Raw genomic sequence first — 15,182 nt, 5'->3', positions numbered from 1 at the left:
ACGCATTTTCAAGTTTCCTTGCATAATAGATAAGTAAGTACACAAGAATGGAGAATTAGATGCAAACGATGATCAGGGATATAGAAGAAACCATACAAAAAGAGCTAAGAAAAGCAGACGATATTGCCTTTTTGAATCAAAAGAAGGTGCTGGATGCCTTCCACCGCCAGAAAGTCAGTGACCATCATTTCAATCCGTCGACCGGCTATGGCTATGACGACGAAGGCCGCGATACGTTGGAACGGGTGTATGCCGATGTTTTTCGTGCGGAAGCGGCACTGGTGCGCCCACAAATCATTTCCGGTACGCACGCCATCACGATTTCCTTGTTCGGCGTTTTGCGCCCGGGGGACGAATTGTTGTACATTACCGGCAAGCCTTACGATACGCTCGATTCCATTGTCTCCGGAGGCGAACAAGATACGGGATCGCTGAAAGACTTCGGCATCAGCTACCAGCATGTCCCGCTGACTGAATCCAATGAAATTGACTGGGCAGCTGCGGAATCGGTGATCCACGAGAAAACGAAAGTCATTGCGATCCAGCGATCGCGCGGCTACGATACACGGCCTTCATTTACGGTAGATGAAATCGAAGACATGGTGACAAGAATCCGTGTGCTGAAATCCGATGCCATCATTTTTGTCGACAATTGCTACGGTGAGTTTGTCGAAGAGCGCGAACCGATTGAAGCGGGAGCAGATTTGATTGCGGGCTCGTTAATCAAAAATCCAGGCGGTGGCATGGCAAAAATCGGCGGCTATATTGCCGGAAAAAAAGATTTAGTCGAAAAATGCGGTTACCGCATGACTTCTCCGGGTATAGGAGGAGAGGCTGGGGCTTCTTTAAATGCGCTTCCTGATATGTATCAGGGCTTTTTCATGGCTCCGCATATCGTATCACAAGCGTTGAAAGGCGCTATTTTCACTTCCGCCTTGCTTGAATCGATCGGTATGCACACCACGCCTCATTACTCGGCTAAACGGACGGATTTGATCCAGTCTGTATCGTTCAAGACCGCTGAGCAAATGATTGCTTTTTGCCAGACCATCCAGGCAAGTTCGCCGGTCAATGCGCAGTTCAAACCGGAACCGGCCTATATGCCGGGCTATGAAGATGATGTCATCATGGCCGCAGGCACGTTTGTCCAGGGCTCCAGCATCGAACTGACGGCAGATGGCCCGATCCGTCCGCCTTATACCGCTTTTATCCAAGGCGGCTTAACTTATGAACATGTGAAAATTGCTGTCTTAAATTCAGTGGAGACCTTAAAAAACAGCGGATTGCTGTAAGCTTAGTCCCGCATTTTACGATGCGGGATTTTTAATGTGTCAGGTTATCTTACATGGTGTTGACAGATAAACTGACATGACTTATACTGAGAGAGTAGTAATAAGTGAAAAGGGTGAAAAAAATGACGAATCGGGTTCGCCGGACCATGCCGCTTCTTCCAATCAGCATTGTCATGCAGCTGACGGAACTCACAGCGCGCCAAATCCGTTACTATGAAGAGCACGAGCTGATCAGCCCTGCCCGAACAGAGGGAAATAAGCGCATGTTTTCGTTAAATGACGTGGATACCCTGCTGGAGATCAAAGATTATTTGGATCAAGGCTTGAATATGGCCGGCATCAAGAAAATTTTTTCCATGAACGTTCAGCCAAAAGTTGAACAAGCTAATCCGAAAACAATCAGCGATGCTGAATTGCGCCAGATTATGCGGGAAGAATTCATGAGCTTAAAGGCTTATGACAGAGGCGGTCATCGCCAGGGGGATTTATCCCGTTTCTTCCATTGAGACGGGTTACATAAAACTTATAGGAGAGTGAAGAGAACATGGGCAAGTACACGAAGGAAGACATTAAACGATTAGTGAAAGAAGAAGAAGTAAACTTTATCCGACTGCAATTCACCGACATCCTCGGAATCATTAAAAACGTTGAAATTCCGACGTCCCAATTGGACAAAGCACTCGATAATAAAATGATGTTCGACGGTTCTTCCATCGATGGATTTGTGCGCATCGAAGAATCGGATATGTACTTATTCCCGGATTTGGATACTTGGGTCGTCTTCCCTTGGATCACCGGGAAAGGGAAAGTCGCGCGTTTGATCTGCGACATTTACCGTGCGGATGGTACGCCGTTTGAAGGCGATCCACGCAATAACTTAAAACGTGTACTTAAAGAAATGGAAGAGCTGGGCTTCACGCATTTCAACCTTGGGCCGGAACCGGAATTCTTCCTGTTCAAATTGGACGCGAGCGGGGAACCTTCGCTTGAACTGAACGACAACGGCGGATATTTTGACTTGGCTCCTATGGACCTTGGCGAAAACTGCCGCCGCGACATCGTTTTGGAATTGGAAGAGATGGGCTTTGAAATTGAAGCTTCCCATCATGAAGTAGCTCCAGGCCAGCACGAAATCGACTTTAAATATGCTGCTGCCTTGAAAGCATGTGATGATATTCAGACGTTCAAATTGGTCGTTAAGACGATTGCGCGTAAACACGGATTGCATGCTACATTTATGCCGAAGCCATTATTCGGTGTGAGCGGATCAGGGATGCACATGAACGTTTCCCTTTTCAAAGGAAACGAAAATGCGTTCCTTGACGAAGACGGCGAAATGAAATTAAGCGAAACAGCTTACCAGTTCTTAGCGGGGATTCTTGAGCACGCCCAAGGCTTTACGGCAATTACAAATCCTACAGTCAACTCGTATAAACGATTGGTGCCAGGATATGAAGCGCCTTGCTATGTGGCTTGGTCGGGGCAAAACCGCAGTCCGTTGATTCGCGTTCCGGCTTCACGCGGTTTGTCGACGCGTGTAGAAGTGCGTTCAGTAGATCCAGCAGCCAATCCGTATCTGGCAATGGCGGCTCTTTTAGCAGCTGGCCTTGATGGCATCAAGAACAAAATGACGCCGCCGAAAGCGGTTGACCGCAACATCTATGCAATGAACCGGAAAGAACGCGAAGCTGTTGGCATCCAAGACCTTCCGCCGACATTGTATGCCGCACTACAAGAACTGCAAAGCGACGAAGTGATGAAGAAAGCTCTTGGCGAGCACATCCTCAATAACTTTGTTGAAGCAAAAGAAATTGAGTGGGACATGTTCCGCATTGCCGTACACCCATGGGAGCGCGAGCAATACTTGAAGATGTATTAATAGATGGACCGTTGGAGCTTTTAAGCTTCAACGGTTTTTTTATTTCTTTATATTCTTGATCATGCTTGCCAACCTTAGAAAGATCGCAAGCTACATGTTATACTGATGCCAATAAGTCAGTATACGCAGGAGGCACAATATGAAAAAGATATCTCTGGCATTTCTAATAGCAAGCGGCATGTTGCTCAGCGGCTGTTCGGCGCTTGAAGGGGTCAACAATACTTTGAATTACGCCACGGAAGCTTCCGAATACGCAAACGAGGCCACAGCTTTTGGCAAGGAAGTCCCGGATCTGGCAAAAAGAGCGGTCAATGACGAGCAGGCTGCAAAAGAACTGGAGACAAAGCTGGAAGAAATGAAAACAAATATCGAAGAATTCAATGAGCTGGAAGCCCCTGAAATCGGGGCAGACCTGCACCAGCAAGTAGTGGACCAAAACAAACGCGCAGTGGAAGGCATCGACTTGTATTTGGAGAACATAGAAGGCGGCAAACTCAATTCAGAAGTGCTGAAGAATAACCAGGCGTTCCAATCTCTTCAGGAAATTACCAGCATCATTGAACAAATCAAAAATTTAGGCAATTAAATAGAGCATTTTCAGAACCGAACTGCCAGCAGACCAATGCTGGCTTTTTTAGATACGTATAAGCTGCTGACTTTTTCCGAAATAGTGAAAATCGCTGAAATTCGTTGGTTTTTAAAGGATTCAAGCAGATGATTGAAGAAAGTTTAAAGAGGAGGTGAGACCGTGAAAAAATTTGTGATCCAGTATTTTTTGGAAAAAGGGCTGACAGTTGAAAGAACGGTAGAAGCGGAGTCGAGGGAAAACGTCGCTGCAATGGCTCTTTCTGAAAATATTGTCCAATTTGAAGATGTCTTTGGCGAATTGAATATTTTTAATAAAACCGACATTAAATTAGTGAAAATCAAAAATTACACGGAACCGGTGACCACTTCGAGAAGAGGGGGTTAAAAAAGCTGCATATCGGGTATGAATAAAAGTACCCTTTTAATATGTTAATAACTCGTACTGAATTTTCTGTGGCATATGTGCCAGGAGGATTTTGTGGGGGTGATTAAATGAAAAAGATACAAGGGATAAAAAATCTGCTGGAATATTTGGAAACAGTGGGTTACCCAATGACCGAAGAGCGGGTGCAGCACTTTATGGCCCAACGAAAGATTCCGCATAGCCAGGCATATGGAGACATGATCTTTTTCGATTCAAACCATATTGATTGGTGGATAGCTGAGCAGCGGAAACTGAAGAACGAAAATTAAGTGAGCTTTGACCCTCAACACCCTGAAACTGGATCCTTTTCTAGAAAAGAGTCCAGGTTCAGGGTATTGTCTATTTTAGAGACTGTAACTTTTTTGCTGGAGTAGCGTCTTAATAGCAAAGATAAATTGGAGGATTCATAGATGAAAATATTGAAAGTCTTAATTGTACTGCTCGTTGTGTTTTCTTTAGGCGCCGTTGCTGTGTATTATTTCGGAACAAATATGGCTTCGGAGAAAATAGTAGATGAGGCAACTGAACAAATGGAAAGCAGCGGGAAACTGGATGAAGTTAAGGAATATGTAGAAAGCGATCCTGAGCTATCCGGGTATATCGAAGAGGCAAAAGCAGCAGATGAAAGTTCATTGCCCTTTAATACAACAGGACAGGCGACTCGGGTACTAGTTCAAAAAGTTGGCATGACTGAACTGAATACGATACGAAATGGTGTCCAAAGCGGCACCATGACGCCACAGGAAGCCGTGCAGAAACTGGAAGGCAAACTGACGGAGGAAGAAATGCTGGCCCTGAAAGTTATTGCCTATAAAGAAATATATAATCAGCAATAGCCTGCCGGTATGTTACACTGAAGGAAGCGTCTTAAAGCAATAACAGAGGAGGTCACCAAATGAAAACATTTCAAGTGGAATTTTATTTCGACCAAGGCAACACGATTGTTCTTTCTGTACAAGCTGTAGACAAAGAATCTGCTTTAGCCAAAATCCCTTCAAACGGAACATATGATGTGACGGATGAAGCAAGCAAAAAAATTTACCGGATCACGATTAATCTTGTAAAATATATCGTTGTCAATGAATCTTGATAAAACAAGCATCGCTCTCGCAGCGCATGCTTGTTTTATAGCCAAAAAATGGGATAGAAAACAAAGGGGGAATCGCAGCATTGGAATTCAAAGGCTCAAGTGTATATGACCAAACTGATTTTTTATCGAATTATTTAAAACGCAGAGGGCGGCAAGAAAGCCCGAACAATGCAATTGAAAAGCCGATCATTTTCGAACTGTTAGGAGATGTGAGCGGGAAGCGCATCCTGGATTTGGGTTGTGGAGATGCCGCTTTCGGGCGTGAACTGATGGCTGCAGGAGCAGTATCCTATGAAGGAGTCGAGGGATCTGAAGCCATGGCCTTATTGGCGAAGGAAACCTTAAAAGAGACCTCTGGCACTCTTTTTCAAGGGACAATGGAAGAATACCCTTTTCCAAAGGGAAGGTTTGATGTAGTGACGTCCCGCTTTGCCATACACTATATAGAAGATGTCGAAACATTATTTGCCAAAGTGTACGCAAGCTTAAACGAACAAGGCCATTTCCTGTTCAGTGTTCAGCATCCTTTGACGACTTCGTCATTTGAAAGCAAGCAAGCCGGTGAAAGAAGAGAAAACTGGCTGGTCGATGACTATTTTATCCAAGGTGAACGAAAAGAACCTTGGATTGATAAAATCGTCGTCAAACACCACCGGACAATTGAAACTTATTTTACAGCTTTGACAGGAGCCGGTTTTAAAGTGAAAGCTTTGCGTGAAGGGGAACCCGACCGCCAATCGTTCACCAGCGAGGAAGAGTATCAGCGGCGCCGGCGCATCCCGGTCATGCTGGTGTTTTCGTGTGAAAAATAAAAAGCACAAAGTCATTCCAAATGAAAAAACGCTGAGAAAAAAATCTCAGCGTTTTTTCGTTTGGGCCATCATGGTTCTTGCATAGGTTAACAAGAAACAATCTTTTTTAATGAATTTGGCGGTAGACGCCGACGACTTTGCCCAAAATGGAGACTTGGTCTACGATAATCGGATCCATCGAGGAGTTTTCAGGCTGCAAACGGAAGTAGCCTTCTTCGCGGAAAAAGCGTTTGACGGTTGCTTCGTCATCAGCAGTCATTGCGACAACAATGTCGCCATTGTTTGCGGACTGCTGCTGGCGTACAACAACGTAGTCCCCGTTCAGGATGCCTGCTTCGATCATACTTTCACCCATAATTTCCAGCATGAAGATATGGTCTTCTTCCGTGCCGTAGCTTTGCGGCAATGGGAAGTATTCTTCCACGTTTTCAATAGCCGTAATTGGCAAGCCTGCCGTAACTTTACCGATCAAAGGCACATGCAATACAGGATTTTTTTCGATTAACGCATCGTCTGTGCTGATAATTTCAATCGCTCTTGGTTTTGTCGGGTCGCGCCGGATTAAGCCTTTGCTTTCCAATCTTGCCAAATGGCCATGGACAGTCGAACTTGATGCCAAGCCAACTGCTTCTCCAATTTCACGTACGGAAGGCGGATAGCCTTTTGCCCGAACTTCGTCTTTTATGAAAGTTAAAATATCTTCTTGGCGCTTCGATACTTTTTTCAACAGTTTCACCTCTTTTTAGTTGTTCAGTTATGTTTTTCTACCCATAGTATATCAACTTGGGCTTTGAAATGCAAACATAGGTTCGAATTTATTTGTTGACAAAAACACTTGTTCGCATTAACATAAGAACATATATTCCGAACACACATTCCTAGGAGGCGGTTCATATGACAATTATCCAAAAACATTCTTATTTTACTGCATTATTTACATTGATTCTTATATTTTCGATTTTTACCGTGGTGAACCACAATAACGAAGAAGCTCAAATGAGCCATGTGCAAATTGAAGAAGGCGATACTTTATGGACATTAGCGGAATCTTTCAGCGGTGAAACTCCCCATCAGCAGTGGATAGACGAAATTATGAAGGAAAACGGTTTAACTACTTCGAAAATCGTCGCCGGTCAATCGATTAAGATTCCCAGTGATCGACTAAAATATGCCCCAGATGAAACCATCAAGCTGGCAGGTGATGCAGAATGAAAAAGACTGCGTTAATCTATTGCCGAGTCAGTACCACGAAAGACACTCAAGAAACTTCGCTCGAAAGACAAGAAGAAGAATTGCTGAAATTTGCATTTGAACAATCGTATATCGTTGACCAAATTTTTTCCGATCAGCATAGCGGCTATGAAATGGACCGGGAAGGTCTGCTCGAAATGCTGAATTGCATCAAGACTGAAAAAATCGATGCGGTCTTTGTCCAGGACGAAACCCGTCTTGGGCGAGGCCATGCCCGCATTGCTCTTTTGCATGTCATGAAAAAATACGGAGTTGAAGTGTATACCTTATCCGACCGGGGTCCAATCGCGTTAAACGATATGGACGATATGGTGCTGGAAATTTTAGCGATTGTAGAAGAATATCAACGGAAAATACATAATGCCAAAATCAAGCGCGGCATGAAGCGCGCAGTCGAAAATGGCTATAAACCTGAAAAAAACTTGAAAGGCAAAGGCAATCCGGAAGGCCGGGAACGCCTTGATTTGCCGATTGACCAAATTGTCAGCCTGAAAGAAAACGGATTGACTTTCCATGAGATTGCGATCACCTTGCAAGGGTTTGGCTACAAGGCCAGCAAAGCAACCGTCCATCGGCGCTATAAAGAATTTGAACAGATGAAACAGGGCTAATATATTGCAGAAATGCCTCTTCTTTTGTACGATATGAAAGAAGAAAGGTGGTATTTGATGTTATCTCCAGATAAATTAAAGCGAATCAACGAATTATCGCGTAAATCGAAAACTGCTGGCTTGTCAGTTGAAGAAGCAAAAGAGCAATCTTCCTTGCGGGAAGAATATTTGCAGGTTTTCCGCAAAACGATGCGCGGAACAATTGAAAACGTAAAAGTGATCGATCCGAACGGCGACGATGTAACGCCTGACAAAATTAAAAATATCCGCGAGAATAAGTATTTAAATTAATACTTATTCTTTTTTTATTTGTATTCTTTTCTATTGTTGACTACACTAGAAAGGGATGAAATTTTGTATTAGAGAGGATGTTTTTTTATGTCAAACCATGCAGATCAACTTGCAGTGACTACGATTCGCACACTTTCCATAGATGCTATCGAAAAAGCTAATTCGGGCCACCCTGGATTGCCAATGGGCGCTGCTCCTATGGCTTACACTTTATGGACTAAACACATGCACCATAACCCGAGCAATCCGGACTGGTTCAACCGCGACCGTTTTGTGTTATCGGCTGGACACGGATCGATGCTTCTATATAGCTTGCTTCACTTAAGCGGATATGGCTTGTCATTGGACGAAATCAAAAACTTCCGCCAATGGGATTCCAAAACACCTGGACACCCTGAATACCACCACACGAAAGGTGTAGAAGCCACTACGGGCCCGCTTGGACAAGGGATTGGGATGGCAGTCGGAATGGCGATGGCAGAACGCCATTTAGCAGCTACATACAATAAAGAAAACCTGGACATCGTTGACCACCACACATTCGCTTTATGCGGAGACGGGGATTTGATGGAAGGTGTTGCTGGTGAAGCGATCTCACTTGCCGGCCATTTGAAATTGAACAAATTGGTTGTCCTTTATGACAGCAACGACATTTCGCTTGATGGCGACTTGAGCATGAGTTTCTCGGAAGACATTCAAAAACGTTTCGAGTCTTATGGCTGGAACTACTTGCGTGTAAACGACGGCAACGAGCTGGACGATTTGTCTGAAAAAATTGCTCAGGCTAAACAGTCATCCGACAAACCGACAATCATTGAAGTGAAAACCGTAATCGGCTACGGAGCTCCAAACAAATCCGGTAAAGCAGATGCGCACGGTGCACCACTTGGCGAAGACGAAATGAAACTGGCTAAAGAATACTACAAGTGGACATTTGATCAGGACTTCCACGTTCCTGAAGAAGTCTATGAAACATTCAAACAAGCAACAGATGAGCTTGGCGGCAAAGCGGAAGCAGCTTGGAACGAGCTTTACAAACAGTACGAATCCGAGCATCCGGAACTTGCGGCTCAACTTCAAAAAGCGATCAAAGGTGAACTTCCTGAAAACTTCGATGCGGAATTCCCGACTTATGAAGTTGGCAAGAAGCAAGCGACGCGTGCGTCTTCTGGCGATATGGTCAATGCCATTGCCAAAGCGGTTCCTTCGTTCTTCGGAGGCAGTGCGGACCTTGCAGGATCTAACAAAACCAACATCAAAGGCGGAGGCGACTTTGACGCTGAAAACCCAGCCGGACGCAATATCTGGTTTGGAGTACGTGAATTTGCGATGGGTACTGCGTTAAACGGCATGGCGCTTCACGGCGGCCTTCATGTATTCGGCGGCACGTTCTTCGTATTCAGCGACTACGTACGCCCAGCCATCCGTTTGGCGGCACTGATGGGACTTCCAGTAACATTTGTATTTACACACGACAGCGTAGCGGTCGGGGAAGATGGACCGACTCACGAGCCGGTTGAACATCTTGCGTCACTTCGTGCAATGCCGAATTTGAGCGTTGTCCGTCCAGCAGATGCAAACGAAACAAAAGCAGCTTGGAAGTTGGCATTGACTGCAAAAACAACTCCAACTTTGCTTGTTCTTTCCCGCCAGGACTTGCCAGTGCTTGAGCATTCAGGCGAGCTTTCAGAAAGCGGCGTGGAAAAAGGTGCGTATGTGGTTTCTCCTGCAGAAAACCCGCAAGCATTGCTTCTTGCGACTGGATCTGAAGTCAGCCTTGCTGTAGCAGCACAGAAGCAATTGGCTGAAGAAGGAATTTCGGTTTCTGTTGTATCGATGCCTTCTTGGGACCGTTTCGAGAAACAAGACAAAGAATACAAACAGTCCGTCATTCCAAAAACAGTGAAAAAACGTTTGGCGATCGAAATGGGATCATCATTCGGCTGGGAACGCTACACTGGCGATGAAGGCGATATCCTTTCCATCGACCGCTTCGGTGCAAGTGCACCGGGCGAGCGCATCATGAAAGAATTCGGCTTTACTCCAGAAAACGTGGTCAACAAAGTCAAGAATTTGATCAACGAACAATAATATGACAGAAAAGCGGAAGCGGAAGATTGCTTCCGCTTTTATTATTTTCATCTTATGGTCACAGGAACGGATTTATAGTATAATCCATTGTGGTGCACTACTTATTTACGCAACACGAAGGAGGTAACAAGAATGGATACATGGATTTGGATCTTAATCGTAATCGTGGCTTTACTCGCAGGTGTTGCACTTGGATTCTATATCGCTCGCCGATACATGATGAAATATTTGCAAGACAATCCACCAATCAATGAAGAAATGCTGCGAATCATGATGATGCAAATGGGACAAAAACCGTCTCAGAAAAAAATCAACCAAATGATGGCTCAAATGAATAAAGCGTCAACTAAACCTGGAAAACCAGCTAAAAAATAAGAAGCACTCACATAGAGTGCTTTTTTTCATGGCCAAAATTGAGTGCGCAAAGGCATTTGGCGGATTGAATGGCGCCCAACGTTTCAATGGAGCGCCAAACAGGTAAAAGGAGACTGAAAGAACTTCAGAAATGGGAGGGAACAGTATGCCTGAACAAGAAGAGTTCGTCTTTTACATGCCGGTGATTGAAAAAGAAGACAGCAAAGAACAAGAAAGTTTCAATACGGCAGGAGCGGGGAAAGTGCTGCCGGTGTCAATGGACCAAATCAATGAGATGGTGAAGGGCTTGTCGGATTACAGTCTGGATACGATCGAACTGCATGTAAAAGGAGTGGCCAGAACCGGACCGGTCGTGGAATTTTTCATTGGCGCAGAAGCCGAAGCCGGACTGAAGTTGGTGCTGAATAAAAAGAAATAAAGCAGGTATGAAAAAAAGCACTCTCAATGAGTGCTTTTTTGCGTTTCGGACGACAACAGCCCATTTTCCATTAAAAAATCTGCGACCGTTGCTTCGTATTCTTCCGGATTCTTGTTGAATGACTGGGCGTGTGCCCCTTCGTCGAACACTTTGAGTGCTTTGGGACCGTTCTTCAGCTCATACATTTCCCGCGACATTTCCGGCAAAACGAACTCATCATTGAGGCTATGGATGAACAGAACCGGCTTTTTAATAGTCGGGACCGCATCAATCGGGGACACCGTACTGATGGAATAGCCGTCCCGCAGTTTCATGAACACGGCCGCCAGTTTCAAAGCAAGTGAAGTGCGCAGCGGCGTAGTCGTTTTCATGACATGCAGGATTTGCTTGGAAATATCCGAATAGGCGCAATCGGCAATGTAAAAAGCCGCGTTGTCTTCCATGCCGGCATAGAGGAGCGTTGTCGCCGCTCCCATCGATTCTCCGTGTATGCCGAATACCAAGTCAGGGCCGGCGTGCAGTTTCAGCGCTTCAACGACTGCTTTTAAGTCCAGTTTTTCGTAATGGCCAAAGCTGGTGGTTTTTCCTCCGGTGTCACCGTGGCGGCGATGGTCGTATACGACAGAATTAAAGCCGAGCCGTTCAAACATACGGGCATATTTAAACGAGTTCACTTTTGTTTCAGTAACGCCGTGGCAGATAATGACATAACGATTCGTGTTGTGCGGCTCCAGAAAAATCGCTTTGATGGGATAGCCGTTTTCCGATTCGATCCATCGTTCGCTTTTTTTGACCTTGGCATACCAGACTTCGTCGTAGCGTTTAGCAGTAGTTTCCCGCTCTAAAATGAGGCTTTCGTCTTTTTTCTTCACGTACATCAACCGGTTGCTGGTGGCAATGCCGACTCCCGCAACAGCGACAGCAAGCCCGCTTGACACAATGGCTGAAACTTGCCAAAAACGTTTGTTCATATCCCGTTGCTCCTCTTAGGTCCGATTTTTATAAAGCCGATACATGCCGGTATCAACCGGATTCGATACATAAGGTTCAATTTTTTGGACAGCCTCGCACAACCGGTCGAGGTCGATGCCCGTTTCAATGCCCATTTGGTGCAGCATATTGACGACATCCTCGGTTGCGACATTTCCGGTAGCGCCGGGTGCAAACGGGCAGCCCCCAAGTCCGCCGGCGGATGAATCAAACCGGTCCACGCCTGCTTGAAGCGCCGCAAATATATTGGCCAACGCCATTTTGCGTGTGTCGTGGAAATGGGCCGTTATCAATACGTCTGGAAACGCTTCTTTTAATTGCGAAAACAGTTGGTAGCTTTCCACAGGCGTCGCCATGCCGATTGTATCGGCAACGCTTAATTCGTCCGCGCCCCAGTCGACAAACTGCCGGCATAGCGAAAGTGTGTCTTCCGGTTTGATCGCCCCTTCAAAAGGGCAGTGGAACGCTGTTGATATGCAGGCCCGGACAAAGACGCCGTCTTGTTTTAATTGAAGGATAAGCGGTTTAAGCGCTTCCATGCTTTCATTTGTTGTTTTATTGATATTTTTCTTGTTGAACGTATTCGACACCCCGACGAATACCGCAACTGCTTGGGCTCCGGATTCGAGTGCAGCATTGATGCCTTTTTCATTCGGCGTCAAGACCAATTGCCTTCCGGATTTCTCCACGTTGGCCATGATGTCTTTCGCGTCAGCCATTTGCGGGACCCATTTCGGCGAGACAAAAGACGTCAGTTCCATTTCCTGGACACCCGCTTGCTGCAAACTTTCGATAAATTGCAATTTGTGTTCGGTTGAAACTACTTTCGCTTCATTTTGAAGTCCGTCTCTTGGTCCGACCTCGATAATCGTTGCACTATTTGGTAAAATGAACATAGTATCCCTCCTGCTACCATTTTAGCCAGTAGAGGGAGAAAAGAGCAACCGGTAAACAACCAAACAAGGGGGAAAACAAAGTGTCACAAGAAATCGTTATTGTCAGTGCCGTTCGTACAGCAATCGGATCGTTCCAGGGAGCGTTAAAAGATGTACCCGCTACCAAATTAGGGGCGATTGTCATTAAAGAAGCCGTTGAAAAAGCGGGAATAGCACCGGAACAAGTTTCGGAAGTGATCATGGGCAATGTGCTGCAGGCAGGACTCGGCCAAAACCCGGCACGCCAAGCATCCATTCAAGCGGGTCTTCCCGACACGGTGCCAGCCATGTCGATCAATAAAGTCTGCGGGTCCGGACTGAAAGCGGTTCATCTGGCGTATCAGGCGATTTATGCAGGGGATGCGGAAATCGTGGTTGCCGGTGGAATGGAAAACATGAGCCAAGCACCGTATTTGCTCGAAAATGCACGCAGCGGCTTCCGCATGGGCGACCAAAAGGTAGTCGACAGCATGCTCGTTGACGGCTTGACTTGTGCGTTCAACGATTACCATATGGGAATTACAGCGGAAAACTTATGCGACCGCTATGAAATAACGCGTGAAGAACAAGATGAGTTTTCAGCCCGTTCACAAGCTCGTGCCGCAGCGGCTATCGACGCAGGCAAGTTTGATGATGAAATCGTGCCGGTCGAAATTCCACAGCGCAAAGGCGAGCCGGTGATTTTTAAAACAGATGAATACGTAAAACGTGATTCCACTGCTGAAAAGTTGGGGAAATTGCGTCCGGCATTTAAAAAAGAAGGCAGCGTTACAGCTGGCAATGCATCCGGCATCAATGACGGCGCAGCGGCAGTAGTCGTGATGTCAAAAGCGAAAGCGGACGAACTGGGGCTTAAGCCGCTAGCGACGATTGTGGCGAATGGCAATGCCGGGGTCGATCCGTCGGTTATGGGAATCGGACCTGTCCAGGCAGTGAAAAATGCCTTAAAAAAAGCGGACTTATCGCTTGAAGAAATCGAATTGATCGAGGCAAACGAAGCATTTGCTGCCCAGTCGATTGCGGTTGACCGTGAATTGAAATTCAACCACGACATTCTGAATGTCAACGGCGGTGCGATTGCCCTTGGACATCCAATCGGTGCAAGCGGAGCCCGCGTTTTTGTGTCGCTTCTCCATGAAATGCAGAAACGCGATGCGAAAACAGGCCTTGCGACACTGTGTATCGGCGGCGGCCAAGGCGTAGCGACCATCGTAAAACGCCCTTAAGGAGAGAACAAGTATGGCTAAGAAAAAAGCAGCAAAGCAGAATGCACCAAAGAAAAAAGAAGAAGCAAGCAGCCAGTTGCCGGAAGACATTCTGGCAAAGCTGCAAGCCACAAAAAAAGAATTGCTGAAAGAAGAACAGCAGCGGCAGGATGAAATCGAAGCGCAACGAGTATTCGAGCGTCAGCAGCGCGAAAAGAACCTGTCGTTTGAGGAATTACTGGAACGTCACGGGGATAAAGGTAATAAATACTAAGCAACCGGATAACCATCTTTGCCATTCCTGAACAAGGAATGGAGGATGGTTATTTTTCATTAAGAATAGGAGGGGTGGAATGTTTTTGGACAAGCAGGAATTTCTGGTGAAAGATAAGAAGTATACAATCCGGCCTGCCCAAGTGGAGGATGCCGCGCAACTGTCCGAAGTTCGGTTGCAAATCGATGGAGAAACAGAGAACATGGACCGGGAAAAAGGGGAAGGGTTTATCAACGTAATTGGATTTGAACGGTTAATCGAAGAAGATGCGAATCATCCAAGGAATTTGTTTTTGGTCGCTGAAAGCCATGGCCGGATTCTCGGTTTTTCAAGATGTGAGGGCAGCCATTTGAAGCGCTCTTTGCATAAAGTGGAGTTTGGTGTTGGGGTGTTAAAGGAATATTGGGGGCACGGCATCGGAAAAAACTTATTGAACGAATCGATTGCATGGGCCAAATCAATCGGCATCCAAAAAATCGTTCTGTATGTTCTGGAAGAAAATCAAAAAGCGGTGGCGCTTTATGAAAAACTGGGATTTGAAACAGAAGGGGTATTGAAGAACGACAAACTCCTTTCAGATGGAAAATTCCATCATACATTCGTGATGGGGAACCTGTTGGATTAAAGGGATAGAGAGATTTCAGCAGAAGGAAAAG

At 45.8% G+C, this 15,182-nt stretch carries 21 protein-coding genes; 18 read left to right on the top strand and 3 right to left on the bottom strand.

Features of this window, described 5'->3' with window-relative positions:
• The first annotated feature begins 59 nt into the window (after nucleotides 1-59).
• The 9 genes from QWY22_RS12390 to QWY22_RS12350 all read left to right on the top strand — a co-directional run bounded on the left by QWY22_RS12390 (nucleotide 60) and on the right by QWY22_RS12350 (nucleotide 6,085).
• Nucleotides 60-1,292 (top strand): methionine gamma-lyase family protein, encoded by a 1,233-nt coding sequence (locus tag QWY22_RS12390; RefSeq protein WP_300981175.1) that lies wholly within the window; start codon nucleotides 60-62, stop codon nucleotides 1,290-1,292.
• Nucleotides 1,293-1,414: 122 nt separating this feature from the next.
• Nucleotides 1,415-1,798, top strand: a complete 384-nt coding sequence (locus tag QWY22_RS12385) for a MerR family transcriptional regulator (RefSeq protein WP_053165860.1) — start codon at nucleotides 1,415-1,417, stop codon at nucleotides 1,796-1,798.
• Nucleotides 1,799-1,836: 38 nt separating this feature from the next.
• Nucleotides 1,837-3,171 (top strand): type I glutamate--ammonia ligase, encoded by a 1,335-nt coding sequence (gene glnA, locus QWY22_RS12380; RefSeq protein WP_300981174.1) that lies wholly within the window; start codon nucleotides 1,837-1,839, stop codon nucleotides 3,169-3,171.
• A gap of 139 nt (nucleotides 3,172-3,310) precedes the next feature.
• Nucleotides 3,311-3,757, top strand: a complete 447-nt coding sequence (locus tag QWY22_RS12375; protein ID WP_300981173.1) for a DUF6376 family protein — start codon at nucleotides 3,311-3,313, stop codon at nucleotides 3,755-3,757.
• Nucleotides 3,758-3,919: 162 nt separating this feature from the next.
• A complete protein-coding gene (locus QWY22_RS12370) occupies nucleotides 3,920-4,144 on the top strand; it encodes a hypothetical protein (protein WP_053165723.1) in 225 nt (74 codons plus the stop codon).
• A gap of 107 nt (nucleotides 4,145-4,251) precedes the next feature.
• Nucleotides 4,252-4,452 (top strand): hypothetical protein, encoded by a 201-nt coding sequence (locus tag QWY22_RS12365; RefSeq protein WP_300981172.1) that lies wholly within the window; start codon nucleotides 4,252-4,254, stop codon nucleotides 4,450-4,452.
• Nucleotides 4,453-4,593: 141 nt separating this feature from the next.
• A complete protein-coding gene (locus tag QWY22_RS12360; RefSeq protein ID WP_300981171.1) occupies nucleotides 4,594-5,019 on the top strand; it encodes a hypothetical protein in 426 nt (141 codons plus the stop codon).
• 59 nt (nucleotides 5,020-5,078) lie between these two features.
• Nucleotides 5,079-5,273, top strand: a complete 195-nt coding sequence (locus QWY22_RS12355) for a hypothetical protein (protein WP_300981170.1) — start codon at nucleotides 5,079-5,081, stop codon at nucleotides 5,271-5,273.
• Between the two features lie 80 nt (nucleotides 5,274-5,353).
• Entirely contained in the window at nucleotides 5,354-6,085 is a 732-nt protein-coding gene (locus QWY22_RS12350) for a class I SAM-dependent methyltransferase (RefSeq protein ID WP_300981169.1), read from the top strand.
• A gap of 106 nt (nucleotides 6,086-6,191) precedes the next feature.
• Here QWY22_RS12350 and lexA read toward each other — a convergent pair whose 3' ends face one another.
• A complete protein-coding gene (gene lexA / locus QWY22_RS12345) occupies nucleotides 6,192-6,812 on the bottom strand; it encodes a transcriptional repressor LexA (RefSeq protein WP_036806506.1) in 621 nt (206 codons plus the stop codon).
• A 167-nt stretch (nucleotides 6,813-6,979) separates the two neighbouring features.
• On the opposite strand from lexA, the gene yneA reads away from it, so the two are divergent.
• From yneA to QWY22_RS12315, 6 genes are all read left to right on the top strand, one after another.
• Complete coding sequence (yneA, locus tag QWY22_RS12340; RefSeq protein WP_300981168.1) at nucleotides 6,980-7,297, top strand: cell division suppressor protein YneA; 318 nt, start codon at nucleotides 6,980-6,982, stop codon at nucleotides 7,295-7,297.
• Nucleotides 7,294-7,947, top strand: coding sequence for a YneB family resolvase-like protein (locus tag QWY22_RS12335; RefSeq protein ID WP_300981167.1), 654 nt, complete (start codon nucleotides 7,294-7,296; stop codon nucleotides 7,945-7,947). The genes yneA and QWY22_RS12335 overlap by 4 nt, the downstream gene beginning before the upstream one ends.
• A 57-nt stretch (nucleotides 7,948-8,004) precedes the next feature.
• On the top strand, nucleotides 8,005-8,238 hold the full coding sequence (locus QWY22_RS12330) for a DUF896 domain-containing protein (protein ID WP_036806497.1): 234 nt from the start codon (nucleotides 8,005-8,007) through the stop codon (nucleotides 8,236-8,238).
• An 87-nt stretch (nucleotides 8,239-8,325) separates the two neighbouring features.
• A complete protein-coding gene (gene tkt / locus QWY22_RS12325; RefSeq protein WP_036806494.1) occupies nucleotides 8,326-10,329 on the top strand; it encodes a transketolase in 2,004 nt (667 codons plus the stop codon).
• A gap of 132 nt (nucleotides 10,330-10,461) precedes the next feature.
• Entirely contained in the window at nucleotides 10,462-10,704 is a 243-nt protein-coding gene (locus tag QWY22_RS12320) for a YneF family protein (RefSeq protein ID WP_036806491.1), read from the top strand.
• A 145-nt stretch (nucleotides 10,705-10,849) separates the two neighbouring features.
• The gene (locus QWY22_RS12315; protein WP_300981166.1) at nucleotides 10,850-11,122 is read left to right on the top strand and encodes a hypothetical protein; all 273 of its coding nucleotides are present in this window, start codon (nucleotides 10,850-10,852) and stop codon (nucleotides 11,120-11,122) included.
• A 23-nt stretch (nucleotides 11,123-11,145) separates the two neighbouring features.
• Here QWY22_RS12315 and QWY22_RS12310 read toward each other — a convergent pair whose 3' ends face one another.
• Together QWY22_RS12310 and QWY22_RS12305 are read right to left on the bottom strand one after the other, a co-directional pair.
• On the bottom strand, nucleotides 11,146-12,093 hold the full coding sequence (locus QWY22_RS12310) for an alpha/beta hydrolase (protein WP_300981165.1): 948 nt from the start codon (nucleotides 12,091-12,093) through the stop codon (nucleotides 11,146-11,148).
• Nucleotides 12,094-12,108: 15 nt separating this feature from the next.
• On the bottom strand, nucleotides 12,109-13,008 hold the full coding sequence (locus QWY22_RS12305; protein WP_300981163.1) for a hydroxymethylglutaryl-CoA lyase: 900 nt from the start codon (nucleotides 13,006-13,008) through the stop codon (nucleotides 12,109-12,111).
• Between the two features lie 80 nt (nucleotides 13,009-13,088).
• Here QWY22_RS12305 and QWY22_RS12300 point away from each other — a divergent pair, with 80 nt between their 5' ends.
• The 3 genes from QWY22_RS12300 to QWY22_RS12290 all read left to right on the top strand — a co-directional run bounded on the left by QWY22_RS12300 (nucleotide 13,089) and on the right by QWY22_RS12290 (nucleotide 15,151).
• Nucleotides 13,089-14,273, top strand: a complete 1,185-nt coding sequence (locus tag QWY22_RS12300; RefSeq protein WP_300981162.1) for an acetyl-CoA C-acetyltransferase — start codon at nucleotides 13,089-13,091, stop codon at nucleotides 14,271-14,273.
• Nucleotides 14,274-14,286: 13 nt separating this feature from the next.
• On the top strand, nucleotides 14,287-14,526 hold the full coding sequence (locus QWY22_RS12295; protein ID WP_300981160.1) for a YqkE family protein: 240 nt from the start codon (nucleotides 14,287-14,289) through the stop codon (nucleotides 14,524-14,526).
• 79 nt (nucleotides 14,527-14,605) lie between these two features.
• Nucleotides 14,606-15,151, top strand: coding sequence for a GNAT family N-acetyltransferase (locus QWY22_RS12290; protein ID WP_300981159.1), 546 nt, complete (start codon nucleotides 14,606-14,608; stop codon nucleotides 15,149-15,151).
• Nucleotides 15,152-15,182: the final 31 nt, after the last annotated feature.

The organism is Planococcus liqunii (genome assembly GCF_030413595.1).
GTDB classification, from domain to species: Bacteria; Bacillota; Bacilli; order Bacillales_A; family Planococcaceae; genus Planococcus; species Planococcus liqunii.
The sequence above is the reverse complement of the archived record's forward strand: the minus strand, read 5'-3'. Positions and strand labels throughout refer to the sequence as shown.